This window comes from Pseudoxanthomonas sp. X-1 (assembly GCF_020042665.1).
GTDB classification, from domain to species: Bacteria; Pseudomonadota; Gammaproteobacteria; order Xanthomonadales; family Xanthomonadaceae; genus Pseudoxanthomonas_A; species Pseudoxanthomonas_A spadix_A.
The window spans coordinates 4,379,616-4,399,347 of record NZ_CP083376.1 but is presented as its reverse complement, the minus strand read 5'-3'; the positions used below and the strand labels follow the sequence as shown (position 1 = coordinate 4,399,347).

General features: G+C 69.0%; 19 protein-coding genes. 5 read left to right on the top strand and 14 right to left on the bottom strand.

All coding sequences use genetic code 11. The features are described 5' to 3' along the window. Positions 1–15 precede the first annotated feature (15 nt). From LAJ50_RS19690 to dnaA, 13 genes are all read right to left on the bottom strand, one after another. A complete protein-coding gene (locus tag LAJ50_RS19690; protein WP_224096621.1) occupies positions 16–702 on the bottom strand; it encodes a methionine ABC transporter permease in 687 nt (228 codons plus the stop codon). Next, positions 702–1,793, bottom strand: a complete 1,092-nt coding sequence (locus LAJ50_RS19685) for an ATP-binding cassette domain-containing protein (RefSeq protein WP_255469358.1) — start codon at positions 1,791–1,793, stop codon at positions 702–704. The genes LAJ50_RS19690 and LAJ50_RS19685 overlap by 1 nt, the downstream gene beginning before the upstream one ends. A gap of 138 nt (positions 1,794–1,931) precedes the next feature. Further along, entirely contained in the window at positions 1,932–2,342 is a 411-nt protein-coding gene (locus LAJ50_RS19680; protein ID WP_130551503.1) for a biopolymer transporter ExbD, read from the bottom strand. Between the two features lie 3 nt (positions 2,343–2,345). Further along, positions 2,346–2,777 (bottom strand): biopolymer transporter ExbD, encoded by a 432-nt coding sequence (locus tag LAJ50_RS19675; RefSeq protein ID WP_130551504.1) that lies wholly within the window; start codon positions 2,775–2,777, stop codon positions 2,346–2,348. Between the two features lie 43 nt (positions 2,778–2,820). Next, a complete protein-coding gene (exbB, locus tag LAJ50_RS19670) occupies positions 2,821–3,576 on the bottom strand; it encodes a TonB-system energizer ExbB (protein ID WP_130524139.1) in 756 nt (251 codons plus the stop codon). Between the two features lie 69 nt (positions 3,577–3,645). Then, entirely contained in the window at positions 3,646–4,206 is a 561-nt protein-coding gene (locus LAJ50_RS19665) for an energy transducer TonB (RefSeq protein WP_171044570.1), read from the bottom strand. A gap of 275 nt (positions 4,207–4,481) precedes the next feature. Then, complete coding sequence (locus LAJ50_RS19660) at positions 4,482–5,675, bottom strand: tetratricopeptide repeat protein (RefSeq protein ID WP_130551506.1); 1,194 nt, start codon at positions 5,673–5,675, stop codon at positions 4,482–4,484. Between the two features lie 148 nt (positions 5,676–5,823). Beyond that, complete coding sequence (locus tag LAJ50_RS19655; protein ID WP_138652343.1) at positions 5,824–6,639, bottom strand: M48 family metallopeptidase; 816 nt, start codon at positions 6,637–6,639, stop codon at positions 5,824–5,826. 53 nt (positions 6,640–6,692) lie between these two features. Beyond that, positions 6,693–7,553, bottom strand: a complete 861-nt coding sequence (locus LAJ50_RS19650) for a CPBP family intramembrane glutamic endopeptidase (protein WP_138652341.1) — start codon at positions 7,551–7,553, stop codon at positions 6,693–6,695. Positions 7,554–7,557: 4 nt separating this feature from the next. After that, the gene (gene gyrB, locus LAJ50_RS19645) at positions 7,558–10,026 is read right to left on the bottom strand and encodes a DNA topoisomerase (ATP-hydrolyzing) subunit B (RefSeq protein WP_130551509.1); all 2,469 of its coding nucleotides are present in this window, start codon (positions 10,024–10,026) and stop codon (positions 7,558–7,560) included. Positions 10,027–10,146: 120 nt separating this feature from the next. Continuing rightward, positions 10,147–11,229, bottom strand: a complete 1,083-nt coding sequence (recF, locus tag LAJ50_RS19640; protein WP_130551510.1) for a DNA replication/repair protein RecF — start codon at positions 11,227–11,229, stop codon at positions 10,147–10,149. 75 nt (positions 11,230–11,304) lie between these two features. Beyond that, positions 11,305–12,408, bottom strand: coding sequence for a DNA polymerase III subunit beta (dnaN, locus tag LAJ50_RS19635; RefSeq protein WP_130551511.1), 1,104 nt, complete (start codon positions 12,406–12,408; stop codon positions 11,305–11,307). A gap of 288 nt (positions 12,409–12,696) precedes the next feature. Further along, positions 12,697–14,037 (bottom strand): chromosomal replication initiator protein DnaA, encoded by a 1,341-nt coding sequence (gene dnaA, locus LAJ50_RS19630; RefSeq protein ID WP_130551512.1) that lies wholly within the window; start codon positions 14,035–14,037, stop codon positions 12,697–12,699. 221 nt (positions 14,038–14,258) lie between these two features. Here dnaA and rpmH point away from each other — a divergent pair, with 221 nt between their 5' ends. From rpmH to mnmE, 4 genes are all read left to right on the top strand, one after another. Continuing rightward, a complete protein-coding gene (gene rpmH / locus LAJ50_RS19625) occupies positions 14,259–14,399 on the top strand; it encodes a 50S ribosomal protein L34 (RefSeq protein WP_014162171.1) in 141 nt (46 codons plus the stop codon). 93 nt (positions 14,400–14,492) lie between these two features. Then, a complete protein-coding gene (rnpA, locus tag LAJ50_RS19620; protein WP_130551513.1) occupies positions 14,493–14,933 on the top strand; it encodes a ribonuclease P protein component in 441 nt (146 codons plus the stop codon). A 14-nt stretch (positions 14,934–14,947) separates the two neighbouring features. After that, positions 14,948–16,705: a membrane protein insertase YidC gene (gene yidC / locus LAJ50_RS19615; RefSeq protein ID WP_138652339.1), complete on the top strand. Its 1,758-nt coding sequence runs from the start codon at positions 14,948–14,950 to the stop codon at positions 16,703–16,705. Positions 16,706–17,233: 528 nt separating this feature from the next. After that, positions 17,234–18,583, top strand: a complete 1,350-nt coding sequence (mnmE, locus tag LAJ50_RS19610; RefSeq protein WP_138652337.1) for a tRNA uridine-5-carboxymethylaminomethyl(34) synthesis GTPase MnmE — start codon at positions 17,234–17,236, stop codon at positions 18,581–18,583. Between the two features lie 170 nt (positions 18,584–18,753). On the opposite strand, the gene LAJ50_RS19605 is transcribed toward mnmE, so the two are convergent. Beyond that, a complete protein-coding gene (locus LAJ50_RS19605) occupies positions 18,754–19,416 on the bottom strand; it encodes a hypothetical protein (protein ID WP_224096404.1) in 663 nt (220 codons plus the stop codon). Positions 19,417–19,474: 58 nt separating this feature from the next. Between LAJ50_RS19605 and LAJ50_RS19600 the strand changes: the two genes are divergently transcribed. Continuing rightward, entirely contained in the window at positions 19,475–19,684 is a 210-nt protein-coding gene (locus tag LAJ50_RS19600; RefSeq protein ID WP_255613082.1) for an energy transducer TonB, read from the top strand. Positions 19,685–19,732: the final 48 nt, after the last annotated feature.

The window sequence follows — 19,732 nt, the reverse complement described above, 5'->3', positions numbered from 1 at the left end:
AGTGAGGGGGAGGTCTCAGCGATGGTTGAAGCGCGCCGCCAGCCGCTCGCCTGCGACCTGGACCAGCTGCACCATCGCCACCAGCAGCACGACGGTGACCACGGCCACGTCGGTATGCGAGCGCAGATAGCCTTCGCGGTAGGCCAGGTCGCCCAGGCCGCCCGAGCCGATCGCGCCGCCCATCGCGGTGAAGCCGATCAGCGCGATCGCGGTGACGGTGGCGCCGACGATCAGCCCCGGCAGCGCCTCGGGCAGCAGCACGCGCAGGATCAGCTGGCGCGTGCTCGCACCCATGGCCTGGCTAGCTTCCAGCACGCCGCGGTCCACTTCGCTCAGGGCCGATTCCACCAGGCGTGCGTAGAACGGCGCGGCGCCCACGACCAGCGGCAGGATCGCGCCCTTGACCCCCAGCGACGTGCCGGCCACCCACAGCGTGACGGGGATCAGGCAGATCATCAGCAGGATGAAGGGCACCGAGCGCAGCACGTTGACCACGAAGGCGACGACGGCGTTGAGCACCGGCCGCGCACCCGGCTGCCGGCGCCCGGTCAGGAACAGCAGCAGGCCCAGCGGGATGCCGGCGGCCAGCGTCAGCGGAAACGCGAGTCCGAGCATCACCAGCGTGTCCTTCAGCGCCACGGCGATCTCGCCCCACCTCTGCGCGTCCAGATGCGAGGACCCGCCGGCGAGTAGCAGCCCGATCACGGCGTCACCGCCTGGGCGTGGACGCCCCGCTCGGCCAGCCGCTGCACCACCGCCTCGCTCAGGCGCGCGTCCACCGACAGCGTGACCTGGCCATACGGCAGCTGCTTGAGCGTATCGACACGCCCGGAGGTGATGAAGTACTCGGCACCGACCTCGCGCAGGGTCGCGCCCAGCACCGGCGAGTGGACCTGCTCGCCCAGCAGGGTCACGCGCAGCAGCTGCTGCCCGGGCTGGGCACGTTCGACCACGGCCGCGTCGTCGTCCAGGAAGGTGCGTGTGGTCGGATGCCGCGGATGCAGGAACACCTCGCTGACCTCACCCTCCTCCACCACGCGACCACCATCCAGCACGACGACGCGGTCGCAGATACGGCGCACCACTTCCATCTCGTGGGTGATCAGCACGATGGTGAGCCCCAGCTCGCGGTTGAGGTCGGCCAGCAGGTCCAGCACCGAGGCGGTGGTCTGCGGATCGAGCGCGCTGGTCGCCTCGTCGCACAGCAGGATCGAAGGCCCGGTCGCCAGCGCGCGTGCGATGCCGACCCGCTGCTTCTGCCCGCCGGACAGCTGTGCCGGATACGCCGTGGCCTGCTGCTCCAGCCCGACCCGCGCCAGCAGCTCGCGCACCCGCGCCTGGACCTGGGCCTGCGGCAGGCCCGCCAGGCGCAGCGGGAACGCGACGTTGCCCGCGGCGGTCTGCGCGCTGAGCAGGTTGAAGTGCTGGAAGATCATCCCGATCCGGCGCCGCAGCGCGATCAGTGCGGCCCTGGCCTTCGGGTCCACGGCCTGCCCTTCGACCAGCACCGCGCCGGAAGTCGGCGTCTCCAGTCCGTTGATGAGGCGCAGCAGCGACGATTTGCCCGCGCCCGAGTGGCCGATCACGCCCAGCACCTCGCCACGGTGGACTTCCAGATCGATGCCGCGCAAGGCGTGGATCTCGCGCCCGCCGCTGCGGTAGGTCTTGCTGACGTGCTGGAAGGAAATCACGGGCTGGGCGAACGTAAGGGCCGGAAAGTAGAAAGGCGGAATTTCATTCTGGCAAATGGTCCGTGGTGATGTGCTGATATCCCGGCGGCACGCGACGCCCATGCGCCCGCATCCTTTCTATTGACGCGGCGCTGGGGAAAACAGATCCGACCGGATGGACGACCGCTTCCGCGCTTCGCACAAACGACAACGCCGCCCCTTGCGGAGCGGCGTCGAAGCGAACACGCAGGCGCCGATCGATTACTGCTGCATGAAACCGATCTTGAGCATCTGCGCGTTCTTGGCGGCGGCGAGCACCTGGGCCATCGTCTCGTACTGCGAGTCCGGATTGGCGTCGATGCGCAGCTGCGGCTGGTTGGTCGGATCCTTCTGGACCTCGTTCTCCATCATGCTCTGCAACGCGCTCACGGCCACCGGGTTGTTGTTCCAGTAGATCGTGTTGGACGCGTCGATGCGCAGGTCGATCGGCGGCGGCGGCTCTGTCGTCGGCGGCGGCGTCTGCGACCGCTGCGGCAGGGCGACGTCGATCGGGTAGGTCATGATCGGCGCGGTCACGATGAAGATGATCAACAGCACCAGCATGACGTCGATCAACGGCGTCACGTTGATCTCGGCCATGGCGCCCTTGCCACTTCCACTGCTAAAGGCCATGGATCAGCCCCCCTTCTTCGGCTTGGTGGAGACGAAGCCGACGTCCAGCATGCCCTGACCCTGCGCGATGCGGGTGATCTCGTTGATCGTGGACATCTTGGTGGTCTTGTCGCCACGCAGGTTGATCGACGGCTGCGGCGTCTGCTGGGCGGCAGAAGAGAAGCGCGACTCCAGCACATCCTTGGTGACCGGCTCGTCGTTCCAGTAGATCGAGCCGTCCTCGAGCACCGCGATGTTGATCGGCGGCGATCGCTTGGCCAGCTCGTCCTGGTTGGGGACGAACGTGGTCTCGGGCAGCTGCACCTTGACCTTCTGCTGCATCAGCGGCGTGGTGATGATGAAGATGATCAGCAGCACCAGCATCACGTCCACGAGGGGCGTGACGTTGATGTCTACCATGGGGCCGCCGCTGCCGCCCCCGCTACTGAATGCCATGTGGCCTCCGGATACCTATCGGTCAGTTCGTGTCTAGGCCGGATCAGCGCACGCGGGCGCCGGTGGCGAAGAAGTCGTGCAGGTCGTGCGCGAACGTGTCGAACTTGGCGATGGTGGTCGCGTTGAGCTTGCTGAAGAAGTTGTAGGCGAACACGGCCGGGATCGCGACGAACAGACCGATGGCGGTCATGATCAGCGCCTCACCCACCGGGCCGGCCACCGCGTCGATGCCGGCGTTGCCGGTCGCGCCGATGCGGATCAGGGCGCCGTAGATGCCCCACACCGTACCCAGCAGACCCACGAACGGGGCGGTCGCGCCGACGGTCGCCAGCCAGATCATGCCGCTCTGGATCTTGGTGCTCTCGCGGGTGACGGCCTGGCGCAGGGCGCGGTCGACGAACTCCGAGCGGCTCAGCGTCTCACCGGCACCGGTGGACTCGGCACGCTGGTGGTGCGCGGCGGCCTGGGCGGCGTCCAGGGCGATCTTGGAGAAGGGCTCGTTGCGCGGCTGCTCTTCCATCACGCGGATCGCGTCCTGCGCGTTGGGGGTTTCCCAGAACGCGGTGGTCACGCGGTCGGCCTGCGAACGCAGACGCACGGCCTTGATGATGTTGACGATGGTCCAGTACCACGAACCGGCCGACATGAAGACCAGCGTCAGCAGCACGACCCACGACACCACGAAGGCGCCCGGGTTGGAGGTCATTTCGTGGATCAGGTGGGAGAAGCCCATCTGGTTCAGGGCAGCAGCGGCGTTGTTGCCCCCCGAAGCGGCGGCGATCAGAGTTTCCTGCAGCATGACGCTTACCTTTGTTGAAAATTGAATGGAGAGGTGGTGGTGACGCTAATGAGGTAGAACAGGTCCGGCTCAGCCGCCCATGCTGAAGTCCACCGGGACGCGGACGCGACCGGCGACCTTCTGGCCATTGGACTGGCCGGCGTTGAAGCGCCACTTGCGTGCTGCTTCCATCGCGGCGCGGTCGAGATCGCGGTTGCGACTGGACTTCTCGACCGAGACGTTGGTGACGTTGCCACTGGCATCGACATCAATGATCAGCACCACCGTGCCCTCGATGCCCGAACGCGCGGCCGACGGCGGATAGCGCGGCGGATTCATGTTCTTGGACGAGATGTCCACGCTGGCGCCGATGTCCGGAGACGGGGCAGGCGGGGCGGGCGGGGCAGGCGGGGTGTAGGTATCCACCGGACGCGGATCGGGCACTTCCACGGGCGGGGCTTCCGGCGGCGGCGGGACCGGCGTCGGCTTGGGCGGGGACAGTTCCTTGACCGGCGGCGGCGGGGTGTCCTGCTTCGGCGGCGGCGGCGGCGGCGGCGGGGGCGGCGGCGGCGGATCGACGATCTGTACCAGCATCTTCTGCTCCTCCTCCTTCTGCGCCGGCGGTGCGACCGCGGGAATCAGCAGCAGCAGGAAGACCGCGACATGCAGGGCGATGACAAAGGCATAGCCGATGATGCGCGACCAGTTCAGACCGGAGTCTTCGTCCTGATCCTTGTAACGGTTGATGACAAGTTGTTCAGCCATGCGCCAGTGGACTCGATGGAAACGGGGTGTGCGCCGCGACGCACACCGATGTCGGTTCGTTGGATTCCACCACGCAAAAACGCAGGGGAATCGTGAGCTTAACCCAATCCTTTACCGCTTTCATAGCAGTTATCCACTGCTTTGGAAGCGCTTCCAAGCGATCACTTGGAGCCGATGATCGCCTTCGCGTCCTGCGGTTTCTTGACCCCTTTGTCCAGCGCCGACTGGGCGGCCTTCTTGGCCTCGGCGGGACGGTTTTCCTGCATCAGGACACGCGCGAGATTGAGGTACGTCTCGCCGGTGGTGTCCAGAGGTGCCGCCTTCTGCCAGGCGTCGAGGGCCTGTGCGATCTGGGGCGGTTCCGAATAGTAGTACGACTGGGCCAGGATCTGATACACCTCGAGGTTCGGCTTGAGGATGCCCTTGGCCAGGCCGTCGTTGATGACCTCGATGGTGTCCTTCTCGTGCTTGTCCATGTTGGAGAAGGTCGCGTACAGCTGGCGGTATTCCTTGTCCGTGGTCAGCTGGCCGGAGGCGCGCAGCTTGTTGAGGATCTCGGCGGCCTTTTCCGGCTGGTCGTTCTGCGAGTAGACCACCGCCAGGTTCATCTGCGCGGTCTTGTCGTTGGGCGCCTTGGCGGCCATGTCCTGGGCGAGCTTGAGCGCCTCGCCGGACTGGTTGCTGGCCTCGTAGCTGGCCATCAGCACCTGGCTCCACTGCGGTTTGGGATCGGACGAGGTGGCGATGGCCTGCTTGAGCGGCTCGATCGCCTCGGCGTAGCGCTCGGCCTGGTACAGGGCCTGGCCCTTGAGCGCCAGGTCCTCGGGCTTCTTGGACTTGGTCTCGGCCAGGTACTTGTCCAGGGTCGCCAGGCCTTCGGCGTACTGCTCGTCCTGCAGCTGCAACTGGGCCAGCATGAACATGGCCTGGTAGTGGCCGTTGTTGTCCAGCGCGTTGAGGTCGATGGCCTGCTTGAGGTAGGCCTTGGCGGCGGCCTCGTCGTCGGTGCTGTAGGCGGCCTGCGAGGCGATCTGCGCGGCCAGGGCCTTGTCGTAGTCGTTCGAGTCGGGGCTGGCGATCAGCGCATCGGCGTCGGCGCGCGCCTTGGCCCAGTCCTGGTCGTTGTAGGCCTTGATCATCTTCTCGGCCTGCGGGCCGCCCTTGCGCGAATTCTTGCCTTCCGGCGCGACGCGGGTCGCATCCGGATAGAGCACCTGCTGCTTGGCGTCGTCGCCCTTGTTGCGGCCGGCGCGCTCACGCGTCTGCTGGGCCGAGGCTTCGACGGACACCGTGCCGGCCAGCAGGCCGATGACGGCCAGGGACAGCAGGGCACGCTTGGGGGTGCGCAACAACATGGATCACCTCGTGTGGATCGGTCTTGCGTGGGTGCGGGGGGCTGAACAGCAGGTCAACAAGCGACCGGGTCGGCGAAACTAGCAGAATCGACAGCGCGATGTGTGCGGATTTCGTTGTGCCGGACTCACAAATGGCCGGTTTCGCTGTTCAACCGCAGCGTGGCTTGCGACCGGCCGCGCGCGCGGCTTCGTAATCGGGCACCAGCGTGTCGGCGCGCGTGGACAGTTCGCGGATGCGCGCCTGCGGATCGGGATGGGTGGACAGCCACTGCGGTGGGCGCGCGCCGCCGGCGGCGAGCATGTTCTGCCACAGATTCACGGCCTGACGCGGGTCGAAGCCAGCCTGAGCCATCAGCCGCTGGCCGACTACGTCGGCCTCGCTTTCCTGGCGGCGCGAATTGGGCAACAGGAAGCCGGTATTGGCCGCCAGGCCGCCGCCTTCGGTGACCAGCTGGCCGTAGTCGCCGGCCAGCGCGCCGAGGATGGCCAGGGCCTGCGAGGTGCGGACCTGGTTGGTGATGCGTTCGTCGAAGTGATGTTCCACGACGTGGCCGATCTCGTGCGCCACCACCGCCGCCAGCTGGTCCTGGGTCTTGGCCACGGTGAAGATGCCGGTGTTGACCCCGACCTTGCCGCCGGGCAGGGCGAAGGCGTTGGCTTCGTTGTCCTGGAACACCGCCGTTTCCCAGGCGATGCCGCGCTCGCTCGCCGGGAGCTGGGCGACCAGGGCATTGACCACGCAGCGCACGTAGGCGGTCTGCTTGGGATCCTTGCTCAGCGGCTGCTTCTGCTTGGCTTCGGCGAAGGCCTGGGCGCCGAGCTGGTCCAGCTCGGCCTGGGAGACGGCACCGACGTTCTGGCGGCGGCCGGTCGAGGAGGTCGTGGTGGCGCAGGCCGCCAGCAACGCGGCGGCCATCAGGCCGGCACAGAGCGGGGCGAGCGGGGCGCGGAGACGGCGGGTCATGGGCCGGGAGTCTTGCCGGCGTCCGGTGACGCCCTTGTCAAACGCCGGCACGCTCAGGCATCGATGCCGAACAGCAGCAGCATGCCGATGGCGAAGGCGTTGTTGAGCGCATGCGCCAGCACGGCCGCCCACAGCGAGCCCGTGCGGCGGTAGACCCAGGCGAAGGCGATGCCCATGCCGGTGTAGACCAGCCACAGCGGGGCGGCGGCGATCAGCGGCTTGCCGCCCAGGATCGGCGGTTCATGCATCAGGGCGAAGAGCAGGCCGCTGAGCAGCATGCCCAGGCGCGGCCAGCCATCGCACCACAGGCGCCGGAACAGCACCCGCCGGAACAGCAGCTCCTCGTACAGCGGCGCCAGCACCACGGCGAACACCACCAGCAGCAGCGGATGGCGGCCCATGGTGCCGCGCACCAGCTCCAGATTGCTCGGCTGCAGGGTTTCCTGGAAGGCGGCGGCGACCTGCGCGCCGACGATGCTCCAGATGATGGTGGCCGCGCCGGTGAACAGCACCAGCAGCCAGGTCGTGAACCGGCGCAGGGCCGCGGCCGACGCCTGACGCTCGCCCGGGCGCAGCGGCGCGCGCCAGGCCATCGCCAGCAGCGCGCTGCCGCCCACGGAGAGCACGCTCATGGCCATCACCGCCAGCGGGCCGGGCCGGCCGATGGCCTCCATCATCGCCGCCGCGTCCTGTGGCACGTTCCCGTGCACGGCCAGCATCAGCCCACGCCAGAAGCCCCAGGCGAGCGCGCCCACCAGCGACAGCAGGGCGAACAGCACGCCGACGATCAGCACCTCCAGCGCGAACCGGCGCAGCGCCCGGCCCAGCGGCAGGGGAGCGGGGGCGGCCGCCGCCGCAGGCAGCGGCGGCGGGGCGCCGGGCAGGGCGGGCGCCTCCGTGCGCAGGCTCGTCACGGCGTCAGATGTCGAGGTTGGTGACCTTCAGGGCGTTGGCGTCGATGAACTCGCGCCGCGGCTCGACCACATCGCCCATCAGCGTGCTGAAGATCTCGTCGGCGGCCACCGCGTCCTCGATCCGCACCTGCAGCATGCGGCGCGTGTCCGGGTTCACCGTGGTATCCCACAGCTGCTCGGGGTTCATTTCGCCCAGGCCCTTGAAGCGCTGGATCTGGCGACCCTTCTTGGCCTCCTCCAGCAGCCAAGCCTGGGCCTGGGCGAAGCTGGAGACTTCCTGACTGCGAGCCCCGCGCTGGATCTGCGCGCCTTCGCGCACCAGACCGTGCAGCTGGGCTGCGACATCGCGCACGGCGCGCAGTTCACCGGTCTCGAACGACGACAGCGGCAGCACCTGGGTTAGTTCTTCGCCCATGTGGCGACGATGCGAGAGCAGGGCGGCAGGACGCTGGTCGTTGGCAGGCTGCAGTTCCAGAGTGTAACGAGGACTACCGACGCTGCCGCTGTTGAGGGACGCCTCCAGCTTGGCCAGTTCGCCGCGCAGGGCATCGTCGGAGAGGCCGACCAAGGCGTCGACCGGCGCGGCGTCGATCAGCGCTTCCAGCAGCGTGGTGTCGAAACGATGGGCGTTGCGGCCGATCACCTCACGCGCGTTGGCATAAAGGATCAGCAGCCTTTCCAGCACTTCGCCGGAGATCGGCGGCTCGCCGGTTGCCGGGATGAGCGAGGCGCCTTCGACCGCGCTGTTGGCCAGATAGGCGTTGAGCGCCGCGTCGTCCTTCAGGTACAGCTCCTGCTTGCCCTGCTTGAGCTTGTACAGCGGCGGCAGGCCGATGTAGACGTGGCCGCGCTCGATCAGCTCGGGCATCTGCCGGTAGAAGAAGGTCAGCAGCAGGGTGCGGATGTGCGCGCCGTCCACGTCCGCGTCGGTCATGATGATGATGCGGTGGTAGCGCAGCTTGTCGGGGTTGTACTCGTCCTTGCCGATGCCGGTGCCCAGCGCGGTGATCAGCGTGCCGACCTGATCGGAGGAGAGCATGCGGTCGAAGCGCGCGCGCTCGACGTTGAGGATCTTGCCGCGCAGCGGCAGCACCGCCTGGTTCTTGCGGTTGCGGCCCTGCTTGGCCGAGCCGCCGGCCGAGTCGCCCTCGACGATGAACAGCTCGGACAGCGCCGGGTCCTTCTCCTGGCAGTCGGCCAGCTTGCCGGGCAGGCCGGCGATGTCCAGCGCGCCCTTGCGGCGGGTCAGGTCGCGCGCCTTGCGCGCGGCCTCGCGGGCGCGGGCGGCATCGACGATCTTGCCGGCGATGGCCTTGGCCTCGTTCGGGTTCTCCTGCAGGAACTCCTCCAGGCGGGCGCCGAAGGCGTTCTCCACCGCGGGGCGTACGTCCGAGCTGACCAGCTTTTCCTTGGTCTGGCTGGAGAAGCTGGGGTCGGGCACCTTCACCGACAGCACCGCGATCATGCCTTCGCGCATGTCATCGCCGGTCAGGTTGATCTTGGCCTGCTTGGCGATGCCGTTCTGCTCGATGTAGGTGTTGAGCACGCGGGTCAGCGCGCCGCGGAAGCCGGCCAGGTGGGTGCCGCCGTCCTTCTGCGGGATGTTGTTGGTGAAGCAGTACATCGTCTCCTGGTAGGAGTCGGTCCACTGCAGCGCCACCTCCACGGTGATGCCGTTGTGCTCGCCGGTCACCGAGATCACGTTGGGGTGCAGCGGGGTCTTCAGCTGGGCCAGATGCTCGACGAAGCTGCGGATGCCGCCCTCGTAGTGGAAGTCGTCGCGACGGCCCTCGCCACGCTCGTCGGCGAGCACGATCTTGACGCCGGAATTGAGGAAGGACAGCTCGCGCAGGCGCCGGGCCAGGATGTCGTAGTGGAATTCCACGTTGTTGTGGAAGGCCACGACCGAGGGCCAGAAGCGCACCGTGGTGCCGCGCTTGGTGGTCTCGCCCAGCTGCTGGAGCGGGGCGACGGCCGCGCCGTTGCTGAATTCCTGCTGGTAGTGGGCGCCGTTCTGGAAGACGTCCAGCAGCAGCTTCTCCGACAGCGCGTTGACCACGCTGACGCCCACGCCGTGCAGGCCGCCGGAGACCTTGTAGCTGTTGTCGTCGAACTTGCCGCCGGCGTGCAGCACGGTCATCACCACCTCGGCGGCGGAGACCTCGCGGCCCAGCTTGGCGCTCATCTGCGCGTGCTTGCCGACCGGGATGCCGCGGCCGTTGTCGGACACCGACACCGAGCCATCGGCGTGGATGGTCACCGCGACATGGTCAGCATGGCCAGCCAGGGCCTCGTCGATCGAGTTGTCGACGACCTCGAACACCATGTGGTGCAGGCCGGTGCCGTCGTGCACGTCGCCGATGTACATGCCGGGGCGCTTGCGCACGGCCTCCAGGCCTTCCAGGGCCGTGATGCTGTTGGCGTCGTAGTTGCCGTTCTGGCCGGGAGTGGGCGTCGGGGTCTGCTCGGTCATTCGCGTGTCGATTGCCTGCACGGCCGGTCCGCCACGCGGCATTGCGCAGGCGCGACTGGCACTGGGAAAGGACGCAAATTATAGCATTGACCGGGGTCTACCCCCTGATCGCCCCCTGTCTCAGCCCTGCGTGATCGCCCCGTGTTCCACGTGGAACCAAGCGGCCGGCGCACGCTCCGCCAAGCCGGCGGGCGGCTCGGTCCCGGTCAGGAAGATCTGCGCGCCGCAGCCCAGCAGGCGGTCCAGCACGCGGTCCTGATGCCGGCGATCCAGCTCCGAGGCGAGGTCGTCCAGGGCGATCACGGGCCACTCCCCGCGCTGGGCGGCGTAGTCCTGGGCCTGGGCCAGCAGGCAGGACAGGGCGGTGAGCTTGGCCTGGCCGCGTGACAGCGCCTCGCGCTGGGGCAGGGCGGCATAGTCCACGCGCCAGTCGGCCCGGTGCGGCCCGACGCCGGTGTAGCCGAACTGCCGGTCGCGCTCGCGCGCCACCAGCAGGGCATCGGCCAGGGACAGCTCCTGACGCTTCCAGCCAGGCGAGAACACCAGCTGCGCGCGTCCCAGCATGGGGACCAGCGCGTCCGCAGCCCCGGCCAGCTGGGCCTGCAGGCGCTCGAGATAGGCGAGGCGGTGCGCGGTGACCGCCTCGCCGGCATCGGCCAGTTCGGCGTCCCAGGCGTCGAGCTGGGCAGGGTGGCCGCCTGCCTTGAGCAGGGCGTTGCGCTGCTTGAGCGCGCGGTTGTAGCGGCGCCAGGTGGGCAGGAAGTCCTGTTCCACGTGAAACAGGCCCCAGTCCAGGAAACGACGCCGCGGTTCGCCGCCCCCCGTGACCAGGGCATGGCTGCCAGGTTCGAAGCTCACCACCGCCAGCGCGGCGCACAGGTCGCCGAGCTGGGCCACGTTGTTGCCGTCCAGACGGCCCTGCCACTCCTGCCCGCTGTGACGCAGGCCGGCCTTGCGCACGCGGTCGTGGCCCGCCTCGGTCCATTCGACGAACACCTCGACGGCCTCGCTGCCGGTCCGTATCAATCCATCGCGCACCCGACCGCGGAAGCTACGGCCCCAGGCCATCAGGTGCAGCGCCTCGAGCAGGCTGGTCTTGCCGGCCCCGTTCTCTCCGGTGACGAGGTTCAGGCCAGGAGCGGGCACCAGTTCGACCCGCTCAAACCGGCGTAAACCGCCCACAATCAGGCGTGTCACGTCCAAGGTCGAACGCTCCGAAACGGCGACGCCCGGAAAACTCCGGGCGTCGCGTCGTGTTTCACGTGGAACAGCACCGGATCAGAGGCGCAGCGGCATGACGACGTGGCGCGAACGCTGGCTGCCGGCCTCGCGCACCAGCGCCGAGGAATTCGCATCGCGCAGCTGGATCACGACGTGCTCGTCGCGCAGGGCCGAGAGCGCGTCGAGCAGGTAGTTGACGTTGAAGCCGATCGCCAGCGATTCGACCTTGGTATCGGCCTCGATCTCTTCCTGCGCCTCTTCCTGCTCGGGATTGTGGGCGCTGACCTTGAGCTGGCCGGGCGAGAGTTCCACACGCACGCCGCGGTACTTCTCATTGGACAGGATCGCGGCACGCTGCAGGGCCGCACGCAGGACTTCACGGTCCAGCTTGACCTCGATGTCGGCGCCGATCGGGATCACCGCCTCGTAGTCCGGGAAGCGGCCATCGATCAGCTTGGAGGTGAAGGTGACATCGTCGCGCTTGACGCGGATGTGGCTGCGGCCGACTTCCAGCTCCAGCACGCGGTCGCCGCCCTCGAGCAGGCGCTGCAGCTCGGTCACGCCCTTGCGCGGCACGATGATCTGGCGCTTGGTCAGGCTGCCGCCGGTCTCCAGGCCCGATTCGCACATGGCCAGGCGGTGGCCGTCGGTGGCCACGCAGCGCAGCGCGGTGTCGCGCAGGTCGAACAACAGGCCATTGAGGTAATAGCGCACGTCCTGCTGGGCCATGGCGAACGCGGTGCGTTCGATCAGCTCCTTCAGCGCCGCTTCCGGCACGGTGACGCGCTCGGTCGCTTCGACCTCGTCGACGGACGGGAAATCGTTGGCCGGCAGCGTGGCCAGGGTGAAACGGCTGCGCCCGGCAGCGACGCTGACCTTGTCGCCGGTCTGGCTGACGGTGATGCGGCTGCCGTCGGGCAGGGCGCGCACGATCTCGAACAGCTTGCGTGCCGGAATCGTGGTCTCGCCGTCCTGGGCATCCTCGATCGCGCTGCGCGCAATCATTTCCACTTCCAGATCGGTGCCGGTCAGCGACAGCTGGCCGTTCTGCACCTGCACCAGGAAGTTGGCCAGCACGGGCAGGGTCTGGCGACGTTCCACCACATTGACCACTTGCGCCAGGGGTTTGAGGAAAGCTTCTCGCTGCAGGCTGAAACGCATCGTGGGTGTCCCGGTGCTCTAGGTTTTTAGAAGTGTATAAATCTTAAAAGCTGATGGTGATGGTTGCCGCGGATTCCCGGGAAAACCGATCTAACCTATTGATCAGCTTGGCTTTTATTCGTTTGAAACCCGGTGGATTGGGTGCCGGTTTCCTGCGGGAAAAACTGTGGACAAGTTGCGCCTGCAATTCGATCCACGCCTTATCCACAGCTTCGACCCCCGGCCGCCCACCGGATATTCCATGAATGCGGCGACCCGCACAGCATAGCCACCGCGGGGCCCGCCCGCTCACTCGCTGAGCTTGCGGATCAGCTTGTCCCAGTCCTCCTTGAGCTTGCCGTCGGACTCCATCAGCGTGCGGATCTGCCGGCAGGCGTGCAGCACGGTGGTGTGGTCGCGTCCGGCGAAGGCGTCGCCGATCTCGGGCAGGCTGTGTTCGGTCAACTCCTTGGTCAGGGCCATGGCCACCTGCCGCGGGCGCGCCAGCGAGCGGGTCCGGCGCTTGGACAGCAGATCCTTGATCTGCAGGCCGTAGTAGTCGGCCACGGTCTTCTGGATGTTGGGGATGCCGATGGCCTGCTGCTGGGCGCGCAGCAGGTCGCGCAGGGTCTCCTGGGCGAACTCCGGCGTGATCGCCCGGCCCAGGAAGTTGGCGCGCGCGGCCAGCGTGTTGAGCGCGCCTTCCAGGTCGCGCACGTTGGAGCGCATCTTCTTGGCCAGCAGGAAGGCCACATCGTCGGGGATGTGGGTGCCGCGCTCGGCCGCCTTGGACAGCACGATGGCCGCGCGGGTCTCGAAGTCGGGCGGGTCGATGGCCACCGACAGGCCCCAGGCCAGGCGCGACTTCAGCCGCGGCTCCAGGCCTTCGACCTCGCGCGGGTAGCGGTCGCAGGTCAGGATGATCTGCTGGCGGCCGTCGAACAGCGCGTTGAAGGTGTGGAAGAACTCCTCCTGGGTGCGGTCCTTGCCGGCGAAGAACTGGATGTCGTCGATCAGCAGCGCGTCGACCTGCTGGAAGCGGCGCTTGAACTGGTCCATGGTCCGCTCGATCAGCGCCTTGGTCATGGCGCTGAAGAACTGTTCCGAGCGCAGGTACAGCACGCGCGCGGCCGGGTTCTGCCGACGCATCTCGTTGCCGGCGGCGAACATCAGATGGGTCTTGCCCAGACCGGTGCCGCCGTACAGCAGCAGCGGGTTGTGGGCACGGTCGCCAGGCTTCTGCGCCGCCTGCCAGGCGGCGGCGCGGCCGAGCTGGTTGCTGCGGCCCTCGACGAAGTTGTCGAAGGTGTAGTGGGTATCGAGGTTGCCGGCGAAGGGCTCGACCGGCGCGGTCGCGGTGGTGGTCAGCGAGGCGCTGGCGCCGTTGCCCGAAGCGGCGGCCGGCTCGGCGGCCTTGGCGCGCGAGCCCACCGCCAGCGAGACCTGGTCCAGGCCGGCGTAGTGGTCGATCAGTTCGCGGATGCGCGGCAGGTAGCGCTCGCGCACCTGGTCGACGATGAAGGCGTTGGGCGCGTAGAGCACGACCGCGTCGGGACGTTGCTCGGCCTGCAGCGGCTTGAGCCAGGTGTGGACATCTTCGGCCGGCAATTCGGCTTCCAGGCGTTCTAGGCAGCGGGGCCAGGCATCCATTTCGTGAGATCGATCATCCACCGCCGGGCCTGCTCGCGCGGCTCGACGGCACGTGGAAAAGAGGGCCGGGCAGGGTACCACGTCGACCGGTTTTCCCACCGCCGGCCCACGGCTCATCCACAGCTCCATCCACAGCGCGGCGATTCCCGAGCTTGACGCGCACTTTGGCGGCCCCGTAGAATTTCCGGTTCTTTCCACCCCTTATCGCCTGAGAGTGCCCCATGGCCACCAAGCGCACCTACCAGCCCAGCAACCTCAAGCGCAAGCGCGACCACGGTTTCCGTGCCCGCATGAAGACCGCTGACGGTCGCAAGATCCTCGCCCGTCGCCGCGCGAAGGGCCGCAAGACGCTCTGCGCCTGATGCCTCGCGCCGCGCCTCGCGCGCGGCCGGTCGTCACAGCATGCGTTTGCACACCAAGCCCGCGCCGCGCAACGGTGCGGGCTTTGTCGTGCCATGAGTCCTGATATTCCGTCCAAGACCTTTCCCCGCCGGGCGCGCGTGCGCACCTCGGCCGAGTACACCCGGGTCTTCGGCCTCGCCCGCCGCCACGCCACGCCGCTGATCGCCCTGCACCTGGCGGCCGGTGGCGAACAGGCGCGCCTGGGGCTGGCGGTCTCGCGCAAGGTCGACAAGCGCGCGGTCGGACGCAACCGCATCAAGCGCGTGCTGCGCGACCACTTCCGTGCGCTGCGCCTGGCGCTGCCGGCCGGCGACTACGTGCTGGTGGCGCGTCCGGCTGCGGCGCAGGCTTCGGCGGCGCAGCTGCGCGCGGCCTTCGACCAGCTGCTCCAGCGCGCCGGCGCGTTGCCCGCCTTGGATGCGGGCGGCACAATGCGCCCCGCGCCAGCGCGCCCCTCCTCTTCCCTTTCCACGCCGGACGCTGCAACCGGCTGAGACTGCCTGCCTCCATGAACCAGACCCGTGTTTTCCTGATCTTCGCCTGGCTGATGGTGGCGACCCTGTTGTGGATGGAGTGGGGCAAGTGGAAGACCGCCCAGGAGCATCCGGCCACGCCGGTGGCCGCGGCCACGGCGACGCCCGCGGCCGATGCCAGCGGCAGCGGCGTGCCCAGCACCGAGGGGCTGGCGACCACGCCGTCGCCGGGCACCGCCGCGGCCACGACCGCACCGGCCAATTCCGCCGCCGCCGCGCCGGCCGCGGCTTCGACCCAGGTCACCGTCACCACCGACACGCTCAAGCTGGTCATCGATGGCAGCAAGGTGCTGCGCGCGCAGCTGCTGCAGTACCCGCAGACCCGCGATGCCGGCGCGCCGCCGGTGGAGCTGTTCAACCAGAACCCGGGCCAGCTGTACACCGCAGGCCTGGCCTGGACCAGCCAGGGCAGCGCCGCGCCGGGACCGGACGCGGTGTTCCGCCCCGAGCAGCCGCAGCGCGACTACGTGCTGGCCGACGGCCAGGATGCCCTGCGCATTCCCTTCGTGTGGGAAGGCAACGGCGTGCGCATCGTGCGCACCTTCAGCATCGCCCGCGGCGCCTACCTGATCGGCGTGTCCGACCAGGTCACCAACACCGGCGCCGCGCCGTGGACGGCGGTGGTCTATCGCCAGCTCGAGCGCACGCCGCCGCCGCCGGTCAAGGGCGGCATCACCAACCCGCATGCCTTCAGCCTGGTCGGCGCCGCCTGGCGCACCGCCAGCGGGGCCTATGAGCGCCGCAAGTTCGGCGACGACTACCTGGAGGACGGCAAGCTCAACCAGGACATGAAGGGCGGCTGGATCGCGATGCTGGAGCATCACTTCCTCAGCGCCTGGGTGCCCGATCCGCAGCAGCCGGCGCTGGTATCGCTGGACGAGCGCACCGTGAGCGGCGTGCGCCGCTATCTGGTCAGCGAGACCGGTCCCAGCCTGACCGTGGCGCCCGGCCAGACCGGCACCACCGATGCGCGGTTGTGGGTCGGCCCGAAGCTGGTCAAGGCGATCAAGGCCTCCGGCATTCCCGGCCTGGACAGCGCGGTGGACTACAGCCGCTTCGCGCCGCTGGCGGTGATCGGCTCGGGCCTGTTCTGGATCCTGAGCCATCTGCACGATCTGCTCGGCAACTGGGGCTGGTCGATCATCGGCCTGGTGGTGGTGGTCAAGCTGGTGCTGTTCCCGCTGTCCTCGGCGCAGTACAAGTCGATGGCCAAGATGCGCAAGTTCCAGCCGCGCATGCAGCAGCTCAAGGAGCGCTACGGCGAGGACCGGGCCAAGCTGCAGCAGGCCATGATGGAGCTGTACAAGAAGGAGAAGATCAACCCGATGGGCGGCTGTCTGCCGCTGCTGGTGCAGATGCCGATCTTCCTGTGCCTGTACTGGGTGCTCAACGAGTCGGTGGAGCTGCGCCAGGCGCCGTGGATCCTGTGGATCCAGGACCTCACCGCGCGCGATCCGTACTTCATCCTGCCGGTGCTCAACGTGCTGGTGATGTGGCTGACGCAGAAGCTCTCGCCGACCACGGGCATGGACCCGACCCAGGCCAAGATGATGCAGTTCATGCCGCTGATCTTCGGCGCGACCATGGCCTTCTTCCCCTCCGGCCTGGTGCTGTACTGGGTGACCAACGGCACCCTGAGCCTGCTGCAGCAGTGGTGGATGGGCCGCATCCACGGCCAGCCCTCGCTGGGCAAGCCGGAAAGCGACAAGCCGGACAAGACGGTCCGCAAGTAAGTCGCTCGCCGCTTCACCGCAAAAGCCCGCCGTCTTCGGCGGGCTTTTGTTTGTTTCTCTCTTTCAGTGATGGATCGCGAAGCGTGGCGTTGCGGCTTCGGAGGGGCAGCGGTCCGGCGGCCGGGGGCCGCTTATCCCTCGATCAGGGCATCCTGCCCTGACTCGGGCGCTCGGCGTCCTGCCTCGCTCGTCGCGGCCCCCGGCCGCCGGACCGCTGCCTCGCGCATTGAGGTTCGAGACTTTGTTTTAGAAGAAGTCTTGAGCTATCCGCCGCGGGGCCTCGGCCCGATCGGGCGCGCGTAGAGCGGGCCAGGGATGGCCCGCGGCGGCGAGTCCGCCTTAGGTGGCGGACCGAGCCGAGGAGCCGCGCCTGGCCGGGTCGAGGCTGCTCGGCGAAGTCCGCTCCACACCACCGCGCTCATGTCATCAACACGCGTGCCCTCCACACTCCGGCGAAGCTTTTTGTTTTTGGGCGAGAGCCCGGGCACGATGCCGGGCGCCGCACTGTCCTCATCGAATCCGCACGCCATGCACGCATCGCTTTCGCAGACCGACACCATCGCCGCCGTGGCCACCGCGGCAGGCGCGGGCGGGGTGGGCATCGTGCGCCTGTCGGGTCCGCGTGCGAGAGACATCGCCCGGGCGATGGGCGCGGGCGAACTGGCGCCGCGACAGGCGCGCTATGCGCGCTTCGTCGATGGCGCGGGCGAGGTGATCGACGACGGCATCGCGCTGGCCTTCGTCGCGCCGGCCAGTTTCACCGGCGAGGACGTGGTCGAACTGCAGGCGCATGGCAGCCCGGTGGTGCTGCGGGCGCTGGTCGCGCGCGCCTGCGCGCTGGGCGCGCGCCAGGCGCGGCCGGGCGAGTTCTCCGAACGCGCCTTCCTCAACGGCAAGCTCGACCTGGCCCAGGCCGAGGCGGTGGCCGACCTGATCGCCGCTGGCGACGTGCGCGCCGCGCGCGCGGCGCGGCGTTCGCTCGACGGCGTGTTCTCGCGCCGCGTCGACGCGCTGGCCGAGCAGCTGCTGCGGCTGCGGGTCCACGTGGAGGCGGCGATCGACTTCGCCGACGAGCCGCTGGAGACCCTGGGCGGCGCGGCCGTGCACGCCGGCGTGCAGGCGCTGCTGGCCGACCTGGAGCAGCTGCTGGACGAAGCCCGGCGCGGCCGCCGGCTGCGCGATGGCCTGCACGTGGTGATCGTCGGGCCGCCCAACGCAGGCAAGAGTTCGCTGCTCAACGCCCTGGCCGGACGCGAGCGCGCCATCGTCACCGACACCGCCGGCACCACGCGCGACACGTTGCATGAGGTGATCCGCATCGACGGCGTCGAACTGACCCTGGTCGACACGGCGGGCCTGCGCGAGGGCGGCGATGCGATCGAACGCGAAGGCATGCGCCGCGCCGGCGACGAACTGCAGCGGGCCGACGTGGCGCTGGTCATGCTCGATGCACGCGACCCGCAGGCCGGTCGCGACGCCGTGGCCAGGGTCCTCGATCCGGCCACGCCCAGGCTGTGGCTGCACAACAAGCTCGACCTGTTGCCCGCCGCGCCGGACCTGGACCAGGACGCACTGGCGCTGTCCACGCGCACCGGCGCCGGCCTCGATGCGCTGGTGGCGCGCCTGCAGGCCCTGGCACTGGGCCAGGCCGGCGCCGCGGTGGAAGGCGAGTTCTCGGCGCGCGCCCGGCATGTGCAGGCGTTGGAGGACGCGCGCGGGCATGCGGTGCTGGCAAAACGGGAACTCGATCACGAATCCCTGGCGCTGGCGGCCGAGGAACTGCGCCTGGCCCATGACGCGCTGGGCGAGATCACCGGCAGGATTTCCCCCGACGCGCTGCTGGGCCGGATCTTCTCGACCTTCTGCATCGGCAAGTGAACCGCCCGGCCAGTTGACAAGCGGGCCCCGGAACGCGAGTTTCTGACGCTTGGCCTGCGCCATGCGGGCCCCCGGGGGAACCACCAATGTCCAAGCTCACACCGACCGCCCTGCGGCCCGTGGCCGCATTCGCGCTGCTGGCATGGCTCGCCGCCTGCTCGCAGCAGCCTTCACCCACGCCCGCGGCCAGCACGCCGCCGCCCACCGATCCGCAGAGCGCGGCCCAGGCCGTGGCCGCCGATGCCGCGCCCAAGGCCGCGGTCGCCGCGAGCGTGCAGGCCATGAGCGCCGACGACCTGCGCGCGGCAGCCACGCGCGCGATCGGCCAGAACCGCCTGTACGCGCCGGCCGGCGACAACGCGGTGGAGTACTACCTGGCCCTGCGCGACAAGCAGCCCGACGATCCGGCGGTGACCAGCGCACTGACCGACTTCATGCCCTACACGGTGATCGCCGCCGAGCAGAGCATCGGCCGCAAGGACTTCGACGAAGCCCGGCGCCTGCAGGCCTTGATCCGCAAGGCCGATCCCAACGCGCCGTCCCTGCCGCGCCTGGCGGCGGCCACCGACGCCGGCGAGAAGCTGCTGGCCCAGCAGAGCAGCGACGAGGTGGCCAAGGCCAAGGCCGCCGCCGAGGCCAAGACCCGCGAGGCCCAGCGCCTGGCCGAGCAGGCCGCCCAGCAGCGGCAGGCCGCCGACACGCCGGCCGCGCCCCCGCGCGCCCCGCGCGAGGAGCCCGCGCGCCCGGCCCTCCACGCCGGCCGCCGCGCCCGCGCCACGCCCGCAGACCGCCGCCGCGCCGGCGGCCGAGGAACCCGCGCCGCGTCCGGCCACGCCGGCCGCCTCCGGCGGCGAGCGCCGCCTGCTCAGCGCGCCGCCGCCGCGCTATCCGATGGATGCGCTGCGCGCCGGCACCAGCGGCCAGGTGGTGGTGGAGATCACCATCGGCGGCGATGGCGATGTCACCAACGCGCGCGTGGTCCAGGCCACGCCGCCGCGCGTGTTCGACCGCGCCGCGCTGACCGCGGTCAAGCGCTGGAAGTTCGAGCCCACCGGCGCCACCAGCACCACGCGCCGCACGATCGCGTTCAACCCGGGCTGATCGCGCCGGGCAACGCAAAAAGGAAGGGCCGGCAATGCCGGCCCTTCT